The sequence below is a fragment of the Ensifer sp. Root142 genome (assembly GCF_001426785.1).
In the GTDB taxonomy this organism is placed as follows: Bacteria; Pseudomonadota; Alphaproteobacteria; order Rhizobiales; family Rhizobiaceae; genus Ensifer; species Ensifer canadensis.
This window is the reverse complement of sequence record NZ_LMFK01000012.1, coordinates 319,674-337,504: the sequence shown is the minus strand read 5'-3', so window position 1 is coordinate 337,504 and position 17,831 is coordinate 319,674. Positions and strand designations below refer to the sequence as shown.

General features: G+C 61.4%; 9 protein-coding genes. 6 read left to right on the top strand and 3 right to left on the bottom strand.

Features of this window, described 5'->3' with window-relative positions; genetic code table 11:
- The first annotated feature begins 77 nt into the window (after nt 1-77).
- Nucleotides 78-1,235: a site-specific integrase gene (locus ASD52_RS14075; protein WP_057224655.1), complete on the top strand. Its 1,158-nt coding sequence runs from the start codon at nt 78-80 to the stop codon at nt 1,233-1,235.
- A 415-nt stretch (nt 1,236-1,650) separates the two neighbouring features.
- Nucleotides 1,651-1,860: a cold-shock protein gene (locus ASD52_RS14070; RefSeq protein ID WP_025425871.1), complete on the top strand. Its 210-nt coding sequence runs from the start codon at nt 1,651-1,653 to the stop codon at nt 1,858-1,860.
- Between the two features lie 689 nt (nt 1,861-2,549).
- On the opposite strand, the gene pncB is transcribed toward ASD52_RS14070, so the two are convergent.
- The 3 genes from pncB to ASD52_RS14055 form a co-directional block, all read right to left on the bottom strand.
- A complete protein-coding gene (gene pncB, locus ASD52_RS14065; RefSeq protein WP_025425870.1) occupies nt 2,550-3,854 on the bottom strand; it encodes a nicotinate phosphoribosyltransferase in 1,305 nt (434 codons plus the stop codon).
- Nucleotides 3,855-3,935: 81 nt separating this feature from the next.
- On the bottom strand, nt 3,936-4,535 hold the full coding sequence (pncA, locus tag ASD52_RS14060; RefSeq protein WP_025425869.1) for a bifunctional nicotinamidase/pyrazinamidase: 600 nt from the start codon (nt 4,533-4,535) through the stop codon (nt 3,936-3,938).
- Between the two features lie 182 nt (nt 4,536-4,717).
- Nucleotides 4,718-5,899, bottom strand: coding sequence for a polysaccharide biosynthesis/export family protein (locus ASD52_RS14055; RefSeq protein WP_025425868.1), 1,182 nt, complete (start codon nt 5,897-5,899; stop codon nt 4,718-4,720).
- Nucleotides 5,900-6,304: 405 nt separating this feature from the next.
- On the opposite strand from ASD52_RS14055, the gene ASD52_RS14050 reads away from it, so the two are divergent.
- From ASD52_RS14050 to ASD52_RS14035, 4 genes are read left to right on the top strand one after another with little or no spacing between them, the layout of a single operon-like run.
- Nucleotides 6,305-13,846 carry a type I polyketide synthase gene (locus ASD52_RS14050; protein WP_057204238.1) on the top strand — a complete coding sequence of 2,514 codons (7,542 nt, stop codon included), beginning with the start codon at nt 6,305-6,307 and terminating at the stop codon, nt 13,844-13,846.
- Nucleotides 13,843-15,258, top strand: a complete 1,416-nt coding sequence (locus ASD52_RS14045) for an aminotransferase class I/II-fold pyridoxal phosphate-dependent enzyme (RefSeq protein WP_057204242.1) — start codon at nt 13,843-13,845, stop codon at nt 15,256-15,258. Before ASD52_RS14050 ends, ASD52_RS14045 begins: the two co-directional genes overlap by 4 nt.
- A 52-nt stretch (nt 15,259-15,310) precedes the next feature.
- Nucleotides 15,311-16,129: an SDR family oxidoreductase gene (locus ASD52_RS14040; protein WP_025425865.1), complete on the top strand. Its 819-nt coding sequence runs from the start codon at nt 15,311-15,313 to the stop codon at nt 16,127-16,129.
- Between the two features lie 55 nt (nt 16,130-16,184).
- Nucleotides 16,185-17,819 carry an LTA synthase family protein gene (locus tag ASD52_RS14035; RefSeq protein ID WP_038575873.1) on the top strand — a complete coding sequence of 545 codons (1,635 nt, stop codon included), beginning with the start codon at nt 16,185-16,187 and terminating at the stop codon, nt 17,817-17,819.
- The last annotated feature ends 12 nt before the right edge of the window (nt 17,820-17,831 follow it).

Sequence of the window (17,831 nt, the reverse complement as noted above, 5' to 3'; positions counted from 1 at the left end):
GATGGCCTATGCACTATCTCGGGTCGAGATCTGCTCTTTAGCGAGAGTGACCTGTTGGCAATTTGGGATGCGATGCGATGCCACTCAAGCTCGTCGAGCGCAAAGGCTCGGACTTCTACTACATCCGGGGCACCGTCCGCGGACAAAGCATATTCGAATCTACTGGCACTCGCGACCGAGAAGTCGCGGAGGCGATCCGCATCCAAACGGAAAGCCGCCTGCTGAACGAAAGCGTTCACGGCAAGAAAGCGCTCATCACATTCGAAGAGGCCGCGCAGTCCTATATTGCGTCAGGAGGCTCCGAGAGGTTTCTCATCAAGGTCTCTCCCGCCACAGGTAAAGTTTCCGGCATCGTCACGTACTTTCGCGGAAAACTGCTGAAAGACTTGACCCAGTCCGACCTGGACGCAGCCGCCCGCATCCTCTTTCCAACAGCATCGGCCGAGACGAGAAACCGGCAGTGCTACACACCATTCATCGCCGTCTGGAACCATGCTGCCGGCAATCAATGGGCGGAAGTGCGTCAGTGGAAGAGGCCGAGAAAGGCCAAAGGCACGAACGTCGTCAAACTCAAGGTGCGCGCAGGCACCAAGCCGACGTCCTATGACCGCGCAGCTGAGTTTGTCGCCGCCATGTCTCCCGCCCCGGCCCAACTGATGACGGCGCTGTTTTACACTGGTATGCGGCCGATCGAGATATTCACTCTGGAGGCTCCAGAGGTGAACGTGCAAGGCCGTTGGATCACCCTAGACAGAAGCAAGACGGGTGAGGCGCGCGGCGTTCCTATCCACGAGTTTCTGGTGCCGCTCTTTGAGGCGCTGGTGGCGCGTGGAGGCATTCTGTTCCGTTCACATAAGGGAGAGCCCTACCCGCCGACAGAGGAATTTGGCGGCCAGCTTTCCAGCGCCATCAAAGGCGCTCGCAACCGCCTCAAAAAAGCCGGCGTCACGATCTTCGACATAGCGCCCTACACCGGGCGCCACACGGTCTCGACACAGCTCGTGGTCAACGGAATACACCCATACATCAAGGATCAGATCCTCGGCCACGCCGCCGACGATATGAGCCGGCACTACACCCACGTGCCGCAGCAGCCATTGATCGAGGCAATCAACACCCTTCCTGTTCCCCAGCTCTGGCGTGAACAGGAATGGTGGAGCGATCCTGTCTATTGGTCGCGGAAGCTGGTGAAGTGGGGAGATCCGGCGAAGCGTCGCGAGCAGAAAGCGGGATAATCGAACCTGTGCAAAATCTGTGCACTGCAATTGCGTAAGTCGAATTTATTCATTATCGCCATTATCTTACAAGGTGTCGCCTCTGGCCTTGGTAAGGGAGAGGCCGAGAGTTCAAATCTCTCTAGCAGCACCAGTTTTCCTTCTATTTTGCCTCAAAACCATGGCGCTATTCGCCACCATTGCACCGCGATGAACACGCACATGTGCATAGCCGCTCAACCCGTCCAGACATGGGCGAACAAAGCCTTGCAATCGTCACATTCAGCTCCTATTTGGCGGAAATCGATATTGCTGACGAACTTTGTGTCGGCGCCCTAAGCGCGTGAGAGACGGACTTCCCTCTTCAAAATCGGTTATCCTGATCCGGAGGTTTTTTCCGGAAATGTCTATTACGAGCGATTGAAAGGGAATCGTCATGGCTACAGGCACAGTAAAGTGGTTCAACAGCACCAAGGGTTTCGGCTTCATCCAGCCTGACGACGGCAGCCCGGACGTGTTCGTTCACATTTCGGCCGTTCAGCGCGCAGGCCTTTCCGGCCTCAACGAAGGTCAGCAGATCAGCTACGAGCTGACGCGCGACCGCAAGACCGGCAAGTCTTCTGCAGACAACCTGCAGGCCAAGTAATTAGGCCAAGTCATTTTCGCGCGTCGTCGCCGGACGCAGATTTGCGGGCAGCGGCAGTGCAGCGAATGGGAAGGTCGGGTTCGCCCGGCCTTTTTTATTGCCCTGTTGTCACCGGCGACTGGATAATTCCACCTCAAACCGGCGACGCATCGAGGTGGAATTATGAAGCGATTTCTCGATGTTACGGCGTCGTCAGACGACCCTGTTTGATATTCCGCGCGGCAACGCTTCAATCCCAAAATGCGGGCGCGATCTCCAAGATCAGCTCGTCGCAATTTAAAGTCCAGTTGCCTCTCAGCGGTTATCGCCAACCGCTGGGCACTCTTGCGTGACCTGCTTGAGACAGGGAACGTTTCCCGCCAGCCTGCGTTACCAATTCAACGGCAACGACGTGGAGGTCTTGAAATGAAAGGCATCGTTCTCTGGCTCATGGGCGTACCCCTGATCGTCATCGTTCTGCTTTACATGTTCGTGTTCTGATGGGTCGCTCAGGAAACCTGAGGAGATCGCTCGATCGAAACGCTCAAGCGGAAGATTTAATTTGTAGTTGCAGACATCGAAAGATGCGCCTTAACGCAACCTTAAGATTCTGTCCCTAGATTTGACATCGCGATGATGGACAATCGCAACGCTTAAATCCCCTTTTGAAACCGGCTCGCGCCGGTTTCTTTTTGTCCAAACGACCGCCGTCAGACCTTGACGGCCTGCTCGACGAAATCCTCGCTCCCGAAGAACTTCAGATAGCGCTGCACCTCGGCCGCGTCGCCGGTCGCCTTGCGGGGGTTGTCCGACAGCTTGACCGCCGGCCGGCCATCAGCGTCGCTGACCTTGCAGACGATCGATATCGGATTGAGGCCCTTGATCTCCGTCGGCGCGCAATCGGCAAAGTCATTGGTGAGGTTCGTTCCCCAACCAAAGCTCATGCGCACGCGTCCCTCGAAATGCCTGTAGGTTTCGATGATCGTTTCGACATCGAGACCATCGGAGAAGATGAGCAGTTTTTCACGCGGGTCGCGCCCCATCTTCTTCCACCAGGCGAGAATTTTCTCGCCGCCTTCGATCGGCGGGGCGCTGTCCGGACGAAAGCCGGTCCAGTCCGCCACCCATGCCGGCGCATCGCGCAGGAACGCGGCCGTGCCGAAGGCATCGGGAAGCACGATCAAGAGATTGCCGCCGTAGAGCTGATTCCAGTCCTGCAGCACCTTATAGGGTGCGGCGGCGAGTTCGGCATCGGTGCGGGCAAGTGCAGCTGCCACCATCGGCAATTCATGCGCGTTGGTGCCGAGCGCCTCCAGGTCCGTATCCATCGCCAGAAGCACGTTGCTGGAGCCGGAGAAGGATGCACCGATGCCTTCCTTCAATGCCTCGACGCACCAGCGCTGCCACAGGAAGCTGTGGCGCCTTCGCGTGCCGAAATCCGAAATCCGCAGGTTGGGATACTGCCTGAGGCGCTCGACCTTCGACCACATCTTCGCCTTGGCACGGGCATAGAGCACATCGAGCGTGAAGGGGCCGAGCCCTTTCATGGCCGAGCGCGAGCGCAGCTCGTTGATGATCGCCAGCGCCGGGATCTCCCACATGGTGGTCTCGGCCCAGCGCCCACGGAAGGTCAGCTCGAACTGGCCGTCGCGTCGCGACAGCTCGTAATCCGGCAGGCGGAATTTTGCGAGCCAGGCGAGGAACTCCGGCGAGAAAATCTGCTTGCGACCGTAGAACGAGTTACCGGCAAGCCAGATCATCTCCTTCTTGGAGAACCGCAACTCGCGCGCATGATCGAGTTGCTCGCGCAGTTCATTTTCGTCGATCTCGTCGGCCAGGCGCACGGTCTTGGTCCGGTTGATCAGCGAGAAGGTCGCGTCTACATCCGGATAGAGCTGCCAGATCATCTGCAGCATCAAAAGCTTGTAGAAATCCGTGTCGAGCAGGCTGCGCACGATCGGGTCGAGCTTCCAGGCATGATTGTAGACGCGCCTGGCGATATCGGTCTTGGTCATCTTAGGAATTGCTCCTCTTACAGCGCAGCGCGTCTTATGAGACGCGCAAAGGTCGCTGTAGCACTTTGAATTGCTGCATGGCTAAAGCATACGCACGCCGGCTTGCCGCATGCGCGTGATCATGGCGGAGAGCGAACCGTTGAGATCGATACCCCTGGAGGCATCAAGCACGACGGAGGTTGAAAACCCCTGGGCCACGGCGTCGAGCGCGGAAAAGGCGACGCAGAAATCGGTCGCCAGGCCGCACAAGGTAACGCTGCCGATACCGCGATCCCTGAGGTAGCCAGTCAGCCCGGTCGGCGTCCGGCGATCATTCTCGAAGAAGGCGGAATAGCTGTCGATGCCGGTGCGAAAGCCCTTGCGGATCACCAGTTCGGCGCGTGTCCATTTCAGCGATGGGTGAAAGTCGGCGCCGGTACTGCCCTGAACACAATGGTCCGGCCAAAGCGTTTGCTCGCCATAGGACATCGTTACCGTCTCGAACGGCGCTTTTCCCGAATGGACGGATGCGAAGCTCGAATGGCCGACCGGATGCCAATCCTGCGTCAGCACCACATGCTCGAACCTCCCGATCAGATCGTTGACCGCAGGCACGATCTCATCGCCGCCGGAAACGGCAAGCGCTCCGCCCGGGCAAAAATCGTTTTGCACGTCGACGACGATCAACGCCTCACCAGCCATCGCTTTCCCCTTGAGCGGACCAATCCCTATCGATCACCAAAATCGATTTAAGTCCAAGATCAATCACAGAATTTGAGCGACGGCAACCCGCTTCGACACCCCACGGCACGATCCTTGACGCACATAGAAAAAGGGCGCTGACCACGGTCGGCGCCCTCTCAAGAACTGCAGCCTGAATTGGATCAGTTGCCGTTGAGGTTGTCGGCGATGGAGAAGCCGGAATTGGCAATGCCGACCGGCTGCGCCACGAAGTTCAGGAACTTCGAGAAGTCCACCGACGGATGACGCGAGGCATAGATCACGTCGCGATTCTTGATCGGGAAGGTCTGGCCGACGATCAGGCTGTCCGGCTTGCTCATGTCGAAGCGGTAGACGATCGGATAGCGCCCCTGGCTGTCCGTCTGCATGCCCTTGCGCAACATCTCGTTGAAGCGCTGCTGGCCGAGAAGGCTCATGACGACATCCGGCTCTTCGTAGCGGAAGATGAAGTAGCCCTTCATGTCGAGCGCATAGTCGGAACCGCCGCCGGCAAGTCCCATGGCTTCCAGCAGGTTGAGGTCGTTGGCGCCGAACTCGACGCGCTGGTTGGCCTTGACGGCGCCAAGGATAGTGAAGCGGCGCGGATCGCGCGCAACGAAGATCTGGTCTCCCGGCTTCACATGGATGTTTTCAGACGGGTTCTCGATGATCGACTTCAGGAGAACCGTGCCGGTCTTCTTGCCGCGCACCAGCGTGACATAGGTCTCGTAGGGCTGCGCCACGGGGCCGCCCGCCTTGGCGATGACCTCGTTGATCGTCTCGTCGACGAGGCTGAGCGGGACGACTGCGGACTTGCCGACAGCGCCCGAAACGGTGACGTTGCGCGAGGCGGTGCTCATGCTCGTGACGATGACATCAGGCTCGACCGCCTTCTGCTTCAGCGCTTCCAGGATTTCCTGGCGCGCCTGTTCCAGCGTCAGGCCGGCAAATCGGACCGAGCCGACATAGGGGATGGCTGCCTTGCCGTCCGGCTGGACGACGAGGTCGATGCTTGTCTGTTTGGAGTCCTGCGTCGAGAACAGACCGTCGCTGCCGGCCTCGAAGATCGATACTTTCAGAGCGTCGCCAACACCGATGACGACCCGGCCCACACCGCCGCCGATACCGAACCGGCGGTTGAGCGTCGACGACACGTAGTCGGAAACAAGGCGTGCGGACTGACCGGTCACATCGACGATATCAAATACGGTGGCGTTCTTTCGACCGATTTCGGCGCCGGATTGGCCGGCATCCGCAACAATGGCCCCGGCCAGCGGCCCCTCGCCCGGAACAGCCTGACATCCCGCAAGCGCGGTAGAAAGCAGAAGGGCAGCTACACGTTTCAACTAAGACACTCCGAATTCGGCACAGCCATGATTCTGTTCATAGTTCTGCACCGCATGATCTCCCGGTCGGGAATCCGCCGGTCTCTGAAAAGCACAATAGCCGTCTCACAACAAGTCACTTGCAGACGAAGACGAGCAAAATAATTGGCCCTGCGCCTTTCCGGTCATACCTCCTACACCTTGACGGGTTTGCGGCCCGATTTGTCTTGGATGAAGGTTCTGGGCATGTATATGTTAGGCCATTGGACTTGAAAGCTAGGTACTTTAAGTTAAAAGCTGACTAATGAGGCGGAACGAATATACGTGGGGATAACCCTGGGGCGGAATGATTGGCAGTTGCGTTTTCCGCTTGGAAGCGCAATCGCAGATGCAACTTTAACGTCAGTTTAGAGCGTTCGATCATATATGGCTGTTGAAATTATTGGGCGTGCATGCCTCGCCCCTGGAGCAGAATCGCCTTCGGCGTTGTTCAAACTTCTTCGTCAGGGCAAGTGCACAGTCACCAGCATCCCGTCCGATCGCTGGGACGTTGCGCGTTTCTGGCACCCGGTCATGGGCACGCAGGGCAAGACCTATTCCTTCGCCGCGGGCGTGCTGGATCAGCTCTATGACTTCGACCCGGCCGTCTTCGGCATGTCGCAGCGCGAAGCCATGTATATGGATCCGCAGCAGCGCGTGCTCTTGCAGCTCGCCTGGCGCGCGCTCGAGGACGCCAATATCTCGACGACGTCGCTGCACGGCGAGAATGTCGGCGTCTACATCGGCGCATCGAGCCTCGACCACGCCAACCTGACGGTTGAGGACCCGGCGGCGGCCGGCCCGTATTTCATGACCGGCAACACCCTGTCGATCGTCTCCAACCGCATTTCGCACATCTTCGGGCTGAGCGGTCCGAGCATGACGGTCGATACGGCTTGTTCGTCCTCGCTCGTCGCGCTCGATCAGGCGATGCGCGCACTGAACGCCGGCGAAATCGACACGGCGATCGTCGGCGGCGTCAATATTCTCGCCCATCCGCTGCCGTTCGTCGGCTTTGCGCAGGCGCGCATGCTGTCGCCTGAAGGGCTCTGCCGCGCCTATGACAACGATGGCGCGGGCTATGTGCGCGCCGAAGGTGGCGTCGTGTTCGTGCTGCGCCGCTCGGACCGGGCGCGCCGCGAAAAAGACCGGAGCTATGCCCGGATCGTTGCGACTGGCGTCAATTCGGCCGGCCGCACGAACGGCATCTCCCTGCCCTCGCGCGAAGCCCAGGCAAATCTGCTGCGGGCGATCTACGAAGGCAACGGCATCGATGCCAATCAGGTGGCTTTCGTCGAGGGCCACGGCACCGGCACCAAGGTCGGCGACCCAGCGGAAGTCTGGTCCATCGGCACGGTCATCGGCGCCAATCGCCGGGCACCGGTTCCGATCGGCTCGATCAAGTCGAACATCGGCCACACGGAGCCTGCCTCCGGCCTTTTCGGCATGATGAAGGCGATCCTGGCGCTCGAAAACAACTACCTGCCGGCGTCGCTGCACTTCGACACGCCGAACGAACATATCGATTTCGATGGCCTGAACGTGCGCGTCACGGCAAGCCCGATCGAACTGCTGCGCGGCAAGCGTGCGCGGCTTGCCGGCATCAACTCCTTCGGCTTCGGCGGCGCCAATGCCCACGTGGTCATCAGCGATCCGGAGCCCGTTTCCGAAGACAAGATCAACAATCCGCCGTCGTCCGGTCACGTCTTCCTTGCAAGCGCCCATACCGCGTCGAGCCTCGAAGCACTGCTGAAGGACTACAAGACGCGTTTTGCCAACGCTTCCAAGGGCGAAATCCGCTCGATGGTCGCAGCGTCGGGCGCCAACCGCACCCATATGCGCTATCGGTTCGCGGCCCGCAGCGATCATCCCGAAGATATCGTCCGTGCGATCGCAAGCCATGTGGAAAAGCCGGGCTCCGATATCGGCGAAGTCGGCGAAGCCGTCACCAGAGATGCCAAGGTCGCCTTCGTCTTTTCGGGCAACGGTTCGCAATGGGCCGGCATGGGCGTCGAAGCGTTCCGTGAGAACCTGCATTTCCGCCAGTGTTTCACATCTGTCAGCGCGCTCTTCAAGTTCCATTCGGACATCTCGCTCATCGAGCTTCTGACCGATCCTGACCTCGACAAGAAGCTGTCCGACACGAAGATCGCCCAGCCGTTGCTTTTTGCCGTCCAGGCAGCTCTTTCCGATTCGCTTGTCGCCATGGGCGTCAAGCCAGTCGCCGTGTTCGGTCATTCGGTCGGCGAGATCGCCGCTGCTTATGCAGCCGGCGCGCTGTCGATGGTCGACGCCGTCTCGATCGTTGCAAAGCGGTCGCTGCACCAGGATCTGCTCGCGGGCCACGGCACGATGGCCGCCGTGATGCTGGGCGAAGACGCCGCGCGCGCCTTCGCCGAGGCGCACGGCCTCGATGAGCTTTGCGTCGCTGCCGTCAACGCCCACAATTCGGTGACGATCTCGGGCCCGGCCCATGAGATTTCCGCCTTCCGCGACGCGGCACGCAAGGCGAAGATCCCTGCTCAGATCCTCGACATCAACTATCCCTTCCACCACCCGATCATCGACCGGGCCAAGGACGCATTCCTGTCGGATATTCCCGATATCGCGCCCCGTCGTGCGGACGTTACCTACCTATCGACGGTTACGGGTGCTGCCCTTGATGGCACGCAACTCGACCCCGACTACTGGTGGAAGAATGTTCGTGAGCCGGTTCGCTTCCAGGCGGCGGCAGAGGCGGCGATCGAGCTCGGCTGCCGGCTCTTCATCGAGATTTCTCCGCGCCCGATCCTGTCCTCTTACGTCAAGGAGACGATCAAGCAGGCGGCGGCACCAGGCATGGTCGTGCCGACGCTGCTTCGAGATGTCGGAGAGACCGGTCAGGATCCGATCTCGGCCGCTATGGCGCGTGCTGTCGCCCACGGCGCAATCGTCGACACCGCGCGCGTATTCGGCAAGCGCAATGCGGCGATTTCGCTGCCGAGCCTGCCGTTCGAGCCGGTCGAATTGCGACCGGCGGCCACGACCGACGCCACGGATCTCTTTGGCCGCACCGCCAAACCCTATCGCCTGATCGGATGGCGCAGCGACCCGAACAGCGGCAGCTGGAAGAACCACATCGATGCGCCCCTCTTCCCGGATCTGGCCGAGCACGTTGTCGATGGCAAGGCTATCCTGCCGGGCAGCGGCTTCATCGAGATTGCCGTCGCAGCGGCACAGCAGTTTTACGGGACAGACGAAGTCGAGATCACCAATCTGGAAATCGTCCGGCCGCTGGAGCTCAGCGACAGCCGCATCATGGAACTGTCGACCATCCTGTCGCCGGAAACCGGCGATATCGAGATCCGCTCGCGCGAGCGCCTGTCCGAAGACGACTGGGCCGTTCATGCGGTCGCCCGGTCCCGCAAGCCGTTGCCGAGTGAAGAACGCGCGTTGCCTTCCTTTGCCGGCATGCAGAAGACGGCAACCGTCGCTCCGGCCAAGGCTTATGATACCGCACGGCAATTCGGCCTCGACTACGGTCCGCGTTTCCAGCTGCTGGCAAAGGCGGTTGCCTATAACGACCGGATCGTCGACGTCGAGCTGAAGAGCCCGGACAAACCGGGACATCCGCTCGTCACCTATGCCCTCAATCCGATCTCGGTCGACGCCACGTTCCACGGCCTCGTCGCGCTTTTTGACCGCTTCACCGGCGACAAGAGCGGCGCACCCTATATTCCGGTGCGCTTCGGTTCCGTGCGCGTCGTCAATGCCGGCAAGCCGATCGCGCGCGCCACGATCGAGATCGAACGTGTCAGCGCCAATTCGATCAAGGCCAAGTTCCATTTCTTCGACAAGTCGGGCGACCCGATCGCTCATTTCGAGGATTGCCGTTTCCGACGCACCTATCTGCGCAAGCACAAGGCGCTGGACGCTCTCTCTTTCCACTACGAAACAGTCCTTTCCGAAACGTTCCTGCCGACAGTTGAGGCCGACGTCCGCACGCCGGTAACCCTCGGCGTCAAGACGGCGGCCGATGCCGGCGTCGACAACACGACGTTGCTGTTCAACGCGGCGATCTACCGCGCCTGCCAGGAGATTGCGCTGAAGCTCGGCAAGGGCCGATCGATCGTGCGCAGCGATAGCCTGCCCGGTGATTTCGCCTTCCAGTGTTTCCTGGCGAGCTGCCTTTACGTGCTTGAGGATGCCGGCCTCTGCGAGCACAAGGATGGAGTCTGGGTCGTCGCCCAGGAATTCAGCCTGCCGAGCGTTCCAGAAATCCTGCGCGAACTCTATGGCGAACGTCCTGATCGTGCCGTCGAGGCGGTGCTGATCAACAACGCCTATGCGGAAGCGCTCGCACGCCTCGACGTCCTGCTGGCGGCCCCAGCCGGTGGCGATGCCGAAATCGTTGCCAATGCCGGCTTCATCAGCGATGCGACGCTCGATCATCAGGCCGTGCATTCTGAAGTAAGCCGCCAGCGTATGGCGCTCGTGCTTGATGCGGTCGAAAGCGCGCTACGGGCGCAGCCGACGGGAACACGTCTGCGCGTTCTCGAGCTTGGCAGCGTGTCTGCCGGGTTCACGCGCCGCATCGCGACGCTTGCAGCCAAACACGGCGCGAGCCTCGGTGTGGTCGAGCCGCGTGACAATGCCCAACGCGGCCTTGAACTCGCCTTCGAAAACGATGCCCATGTGCGCATTCTCAAGAAGGGTGAGCTTGCGACACAGGCGCCGTTCGATCTCGCCATCAGTGCCTCCGACCGGCTCTACGGCCTGATCGAAGACGACATCGATGTACGCACGGCACTCCGCTCGACGCTGCGCCGGACGGGTGGTCTCGTCGCTGGCGTCGGCGCGCCATCCCTTTTCAACGATTTTGCGCTTGGACTGTCGGATGGCTGGTTTGCCCGCAGCCAGGCGGCCGAGTTCCCGATCGGCAACCTCGCCGCCGTTCCTCACTGGCAGAAATGTCTGGCCGACCTCGATCTTCGCGAGATTGACGTCACCGACCGTGAATGCGCGTCCGGCAATGTCATCGTTCTTGAAGCACGCGGCGTGGAAGCGCCGGCGGCTGTCGAGACCGGTGCGAATGCTGCTGCCTCAGCGGCGGGCTCCTACCTTCTGTTGCAGATCGGCGCGCCCAAGACAAAGCAGTCGTCCACCGGCGCCATCCCCGTCGACCTGACGGGTGATGCGGCGACGGATGCGGCCTTGCTTCGCGATGCACTTGAGGCCTTCCGCGATCGCCCCGTTCGCGCCGTCTTCCTTTCGTCGCCTGCGCCGAAGAGCCGGACGGACGATTCTGCCTCGCTGCAAAACCAGGTTCTGGCGTTTAGCGCCGTAGCCGAAGTATTGCGGCGGCATGTCGGCGATACCGATCCAAGTGGCGACGCACGTCCGAGGCTCGTTCTTGTCGCGCCTGGCGGGGCGCCGGTCGCCAGCCGTGTCTCAGGCACGACGGCCGCAAGCTCCGGCACCAATGCCGGCCTTTGGGCTTTCGCCCGGGTGCTGCAGAACGAATATGAGTTCCTGGACGTTCATGCTCTGGATCTGGCCGCAGACGCCTCGACGTCTGACGAGCAGATTGCCGCATCGCTTCCATTGCTCACCGTTTCCGGCAGCAATCGCGAATGGCTGCTGGAAGGACCGAACGGATCGCTTTCGGAAATCCGTGCGGTTCCCGGTCCGACCGACAACGCCCATGGCTCGACGGCCTCCTTCGAGGCCGCCACCATCCGCCAGCGTGTCGCCTCTCAGGTCGGCAGCATCGTTTGGGAAGAAAGCAACGTGCCGTCCGCGGGCCCCGGCGACGTCGTCGTCAAGGTTGCGGCCACCGGCCTCAACTTCCGCGACGTGATGTGGGCGATGGGTCTTCTGCCTGAAGAAGCCCTCGAGGACGGCTTTGCCGGTGCGACGATCGGCATGGAACTGTCCGGTCACGTGGTTGCCGTCGGTCAAGGCGTGGACGACCTTTCGGTCGGCGATGCGGTCATGGCGATCGCGTCTGCGGCCTTCTCCACCCATGCCGTCGTTTCGCGCGCCGGCGTCGCCAGGCTGCCGCAATCGGTCAGCCCGGTTGCCGCGGCCACCGTGCCTGTTGCGTTCCTCACGGCCTACTACGCCATGGTCGAGCTCGGCCGCATCCAGGCCGGTGAAACGATCCTCATCCATGGTGCGGCCGGCGGGGTCGGCCTCGCAGCGCTGCAGGTTGCCAAGCTCAAGGGCGCGAAAGTCATCGCCACGGCCGGCACCCGCGAGAAGCGCCGCTTCCTTTCGATGCTCGGTGCCGATCATGTGTTCGATTCGCGCTCGCTCGGTTTCGTCAACGACGTGCGCGCCGTGACTGATGGAGAGGGCGTCGACCTCGTGCTGAACTCACTCTTCGCCGAGGCGATGGAGCAGAGCCTGGCACTGGTCAAACCGTTCGGCCGCTTCCTCGAACTCGGCAAGCGTGACTACTACGCAGACAGCAAGATCGGCCTCAGGCCGTTCCGCCGCAATGTCAGCTACTTCGGCATCGACGCGGACCAGTTGCTGGTCAACGCGCCGGCCCTGACCAAGCGCATCTTCACCGAGATCGGCGCCCTGTTCGAGGACGGCAAGCTTACGCCGCTGCCGTACCGTGCTTTCGATTTCGACGAGATCGGCAATGCGTTCCGCCTGATGCAGAACGCGGGTCACATCGGCAAGATCGTCGTGCTGCCGCCGGTGGCCGGCAAACACCAGGTCGCGACCCGGCCGCACGGTGGCGTCAAGGTCGACCCCGAAGGCATGCACCTGGTCGTCGGTGGCATCGGTGGCTTCGGCCTGGCCGCCGCCAACTGGCTTGCGGAAAAGGGCGCCAAGACGATCGCGCTCTGCTCGCGGCGCGGCCTTGCCGACGCGGAAACGACGGCGATGATCGAGCTTTGGGCCAAGGCCGGCATTTCGGCCACGGTTCACGCCTGCGATATCACCGATGCAACCGCTGCGGATCTCCTGCTCACCGAATTGCGAGCCATCGCACCGCTACGCTCCATCGTTCATGCAGCGATGGTGCTGGATGACGCGCTGATCAGCAATCTCAATCGCGAGCGCAACCGGCCGGTTATCGACACGAAGGCAAAGGGTGCCGCTGTTCTCGATCAGCTGACCCGCAACGATGCGCTCGACAACTTCATCCTGTTCTCGTCGGCAACGACGCTGGTGGGCAATCCCGGCCAGGCAAACTACGTTGCGGCCAACGGCTACCTCGAAGGTCTTGCCCGCGCCCGGCGCGCGGAAGGTCTTGCCGGTTTGGCGGTCGGTTTCGGCGCGATCGCCGACAAGGGCTATCTCGTGCAGAACACCGACGTCAACGATCTGCTGGCCAAGCGCATCGGCAAGACGGCACTGAAGGCGCAGACGGCGCTGGACATGGTCGAGAGCCATCTCGCCAGCGATCCCGGCACAGTCGACGCCGCCGTCGTGATGATATCGGAGATCGATTGGTCGGCCGCCCGCAACTTGCCGGTCGCGCGCAACGCGCTCTTCGAAGTCATCCTGCGTAGCGCCGATCAGCATTCGTCCGGCGGCGAAGGCACCAAGATGGACCTCGTCGCGATGATCGAGGGCAAGTCGGCGCAGGAAGCCGAGGATATTCTCTTCGAACTGGTCGCAGGCGAAATTGCCGCCATCCTTCGGGTCTCGAAGGATACGGTCACGCGCAGCAAGGTCCTGAAGGAAATCGGCCTCGACAGCCTGATGGCCGTGGAACTCGGCATGAGCTTCCAGCAGAATACCGGTTTCGACATGCCGCTCAGTGGTGTCGCAGACAACACGACGGTTGGCGACGTCGCCCGCAAGCTCTATGACAAGGTCAGCAAGCGCGACCAGGGCGAAGAGAGCGACGGTGCGGACGACAAGTTGGTCACAGAACTGGCGCAACGGCATGTCGGCACGGCAAAGGAAAAAGCACAGAGCCAATGAGCACGAACGGAAATGGTCCCGGCTCATCCAAGATGACCAGCAGCCTCAAGGAGAACCTGCTGGACCGGATGAGAAACACGCATCAATCCTCCGAGCGCAACCGCATGGCGCGTTCGGAGCGGGAGATGCCGCCGCCGGCCCGCCGGCAACAGGCCCGTTTCGAGGACCTGCCGGAGTACAAGCAGGTTCTGACCCAGAAGTTTGCCAGCGAACAGCTGGGGATCGCCAATCCGTTCTACCGCGCGCATCAGACCGCAGCCGGCGCCACCACCGTCATCGACGGGCGCAAGCTGATCAACTTCGCCTCCTATGATTATCTCGGCCTCAACCGGCACGCGGAAGTGCTGGCAAGGGCAAAGGAAACCGTCGACGCCTTCGGGATCTCGGCTTCTGCCAGCCGGCTTGTCGCTGGCGAGCGCCCTGTTCATGTGGAGCTCGAAGAAAAGATCGCGCGCTTCTACGGCGTCGATGCCGCGGTCTGCTTCGTCAGTGGCTATCTCACCAATGTCGCGGCCATCAGCTGCCTGATGGGCCCGAAGGATCTGGTTGTCCACGACGAGTTCATTCACAATAGCGCGCTTGCGGGCATCAAGCTCTCCGGCGCCACGCGCCGGCTGTTCAAGCACAATGACGCGAGCGACCTGGAACACGTGCTGCGCACGGTCTCGGGCGACTATCGTCGTATCCTTGTCATCGTCGAGGGCATCTACTCGATGGACGGCGACATCGCCGACCTGCCGGCCCTCCTGAAGCTCAAGGCCGAATACGGCTTCTGGCTGATGGTCGACGAGGCCCATTCCTTGGGGGTCGTCGGCAAGCATGGTCGTGGTCTTGCCGAGCACTTCGGCGTCGATCCGCATGAGATCGACATCTGGATGGGAACGCTTTCGAAGACGACGTCCAGCTGCGGCGGCTACATTGCCGGCAGCGAGGCGCTTGTTGCCGTGCTCAAGGCCTCTGCCGGCGGCTTCGTCTACAGCGTCGGCCTGGCGCCGGTTCTGGCCGCCTCGGCGGCCGCCAGCCTCGACGTGCTTGCGCGCGAGCCGTCGCGCACTGCCGCCCTCCGGCGCAATGGCGCGCTCTTCCTCAAGCTTGCCAAGGAAGCGGGTCTGGACACCGGCCTCAGCAGCGGCTTTTCGGTTGTGCCGGTGCTGGTCGGGGATTCCCTGCGCGCGGTTCAGCTGTCCAACGATCTGCTTGCGGCCGGCGTCAATGCGCTGCCGATCATCCACCCCGCCGTTCCCGAAGGACTGGCGCGGTTGCGCTTCTTCATCACCAGCGACCATACCGAAGAGCAGATCCGCAAGACGGTGGCCCTGACGGCGGAACGCCTGAAGGACCTGACCGAACGCAACTTCGGCCTCGGCGGCATCGATATCGATCAGATGATGAAGGCGCTCTCGGCGCGCTGAGGATGACGTGCAGGCGCCCTTCACGGGCCGGATGCCGCAGGCGGAAACCAGCATGACCCATGTGATCATCACCGGCGGCTCGAGCGGCATAGGGCTGGCGATCGCATCGATCTATGCGGGTCGTGGCGCGCGCCTTTCGCTGATCGCCCGTTCGGCCGAGATCCTGAAGCGTGCCCAGGATGAACTCTCCTCCAAGTCGGCAACAGCCGGCGACATCCGGATCGAGACGGCGGATGTCGCGCGGGAAGAGGAAATCATCGCCGCCATCCATCGCTGCGAAGCGGCATTCGGGCCCTGCGACATCCTGGTGACCTCTGCCGGCGTCGTCGAGCCGGGCCGGTTCGACGAACTCGGCAGCGCCGCCTTCCGGCGTCAGATGGAAACGAATTTTTCCGGTACCGTCCATGCGGTTCGCGCCGTCTACGCCGGCATGAAGCAGCGTGGGCACGGAAAGATCATGATGATCTCCTCCGGTGCCGGCCTTCTCGGCATCTATGGCTATTCGGCCTATTGCGCCTCGAAGTTCGCACTGCACGGCTTTGCCCAGGCACTCCGCTCCGAGGCGCGCGCGCATGGGATAGACGTCTCGATCTGCTTCCCGCCGGACACCCAGACGCCGCAGTTCCAGCGCGAGCTTGCCTTCCGTCCCCCTGAAGCCGCCGCCGTCATGGGTACGGTCAGCCCCTGGCCGGCGGAAGCAGTTGCCCGCAAGATCGTCTACGGCATCGAGCGCGGACGGTTCGAAGTCTATTTTGGAATGACGCTTTTTCTTCTCGGTCGGTTCGGCCCCACCGTCAGACCACTCCTCAACTGGTGGTTCGACCGCGCAATCGCCCGCAGTAGCGGTGGAGTATCAAAGGGCGGCAGGTGACGGCGCTTGTGCGCGCCGGCGATAGGATCTAAGTGTCAGGCGGATGCCGTGCTGCATGAGGCGGCGCCGGTGTGCAAGAAAGCATGAAGGTTTCCGCTTGGCGTTGCTCCCCTTTCAATTGCACGACTATCCGATAACGCTGACGATCTGTTGTTTCATCTTGTCCTGTGCGGTGATCTTCTTCACCGACCGCTTCGCTCTGCCGAAACGGGAACGCCGGAAAAACCCGTCTCCCTTTGGCCGCAAGCAGGACATCATCGATGTTATTGCCCGCCTGCCGGTCATCGCGCTGGTGTTCGCCGGCTTTTTCGCTGGCTCCTGGCGGCCACTTTATGCCGCCGCCGGCACGATGAGCTTCTTCATCATCTTCACCGGGATTTCTAGGGCCAAGTTCAAGTTCATCCGCGAGCCGCTGATCTTTTCCGACATCGCCCTCGTCGTCGACGTCTTCAAATACAAGACGATCTTCTATGCCAGTTCGCTGAACATCGTGTTCTGGACCGTTGCATTTCTCTATGTCTTCGGCGTTTCCGGGCTCTACCTCTATTTCGAACCGTCTGTTCTGCCCAACAGCGGCAAGGCCTTCTGGATCCTGGTGATGGTGGCAGTCGCCGCAGGCCCATGGCTCCTGCTGTTCTACGGCCCGGTGAACCGACCCACGGCGGCCCTCGTTCAGAGGCTCGTCAAAGTGCTCGACGTCAAAATGAATACGGTGCGCTTCGGCACCTTCGGGTCGGTGATCTTCCGCTTCATCATCTGGCTCGGCGTCAAGCGGGAGAAGATCGTCGCCGAACTCTCACAAATCGTTCGGGCGGCCGTCCAGGACCTGATCGGTGACGACGGTTCGCCGCTCATCGTCGTCTGGCAGTCGGAGTCCTTCATCGACATGCGCCATTTCGGTGTCGACACGCTGAAGATGCCGACACTCGACCGGTTGCGGCGTCAGGCCGCCCAGTGGGGACGCCTCAGCAGCGTCTTCGAAGGCGGCTATACGCTGCGCACCGAGTTTGCCGTCATCAGCGGGCTCGTGCCCGACGATATCCACGTGGATGCAAGCTACCCTTATCTGCGCGCGTCCCACTATTCCGACGTCGTCTGGCCGGGAAAGATGAAACGCGCCGGCTGGCACACCCATTTCATGCATCCTTACGACCGCACGTTCTTCCTGCGCCACAAGGCGATGCCGCAGCTCGGCTTTGCCGAGCTGACGATGCTCGATGGATTCGACCACGTGCCGGCGCGCGACGGGCCTTACGTCTCCGACGAGAAGCTCGCCGCCAGGGTCATCGATGCCTGCGAGAACCTGCCGGAAGACAAGAGCGGTTTCGTTTTCGTCGCCTCGATGGCAAACCACGGACCTTGGGAACCGGGTCGCGTTGGCGATCTTGCCAACCCGGTGGACATCTATCTGGCGATCCTTGAGCAATCCGACGCAGCACTGAAGCAGCTGACCGATCGGCTCGACAGGCTCGACCGGCCTGTCTGGTTCGTCTTTTATGGCGATCATGCGCCGCTGCTGAAATCGTTCGCAGACCCCTTCCCCGACCCACGCACGGATTATCTCATCGTGCCTTTTTCCAAGGCGAAATCGACGCATCATCGACCGGTCGAACCACGGGATGTCGCTGCCTGGGATCTGATCGAGGCGCTGCTCAACCACGCCAACCTCAAGAAGGACACGCTGCGTTAGCGGCGGCGAGAC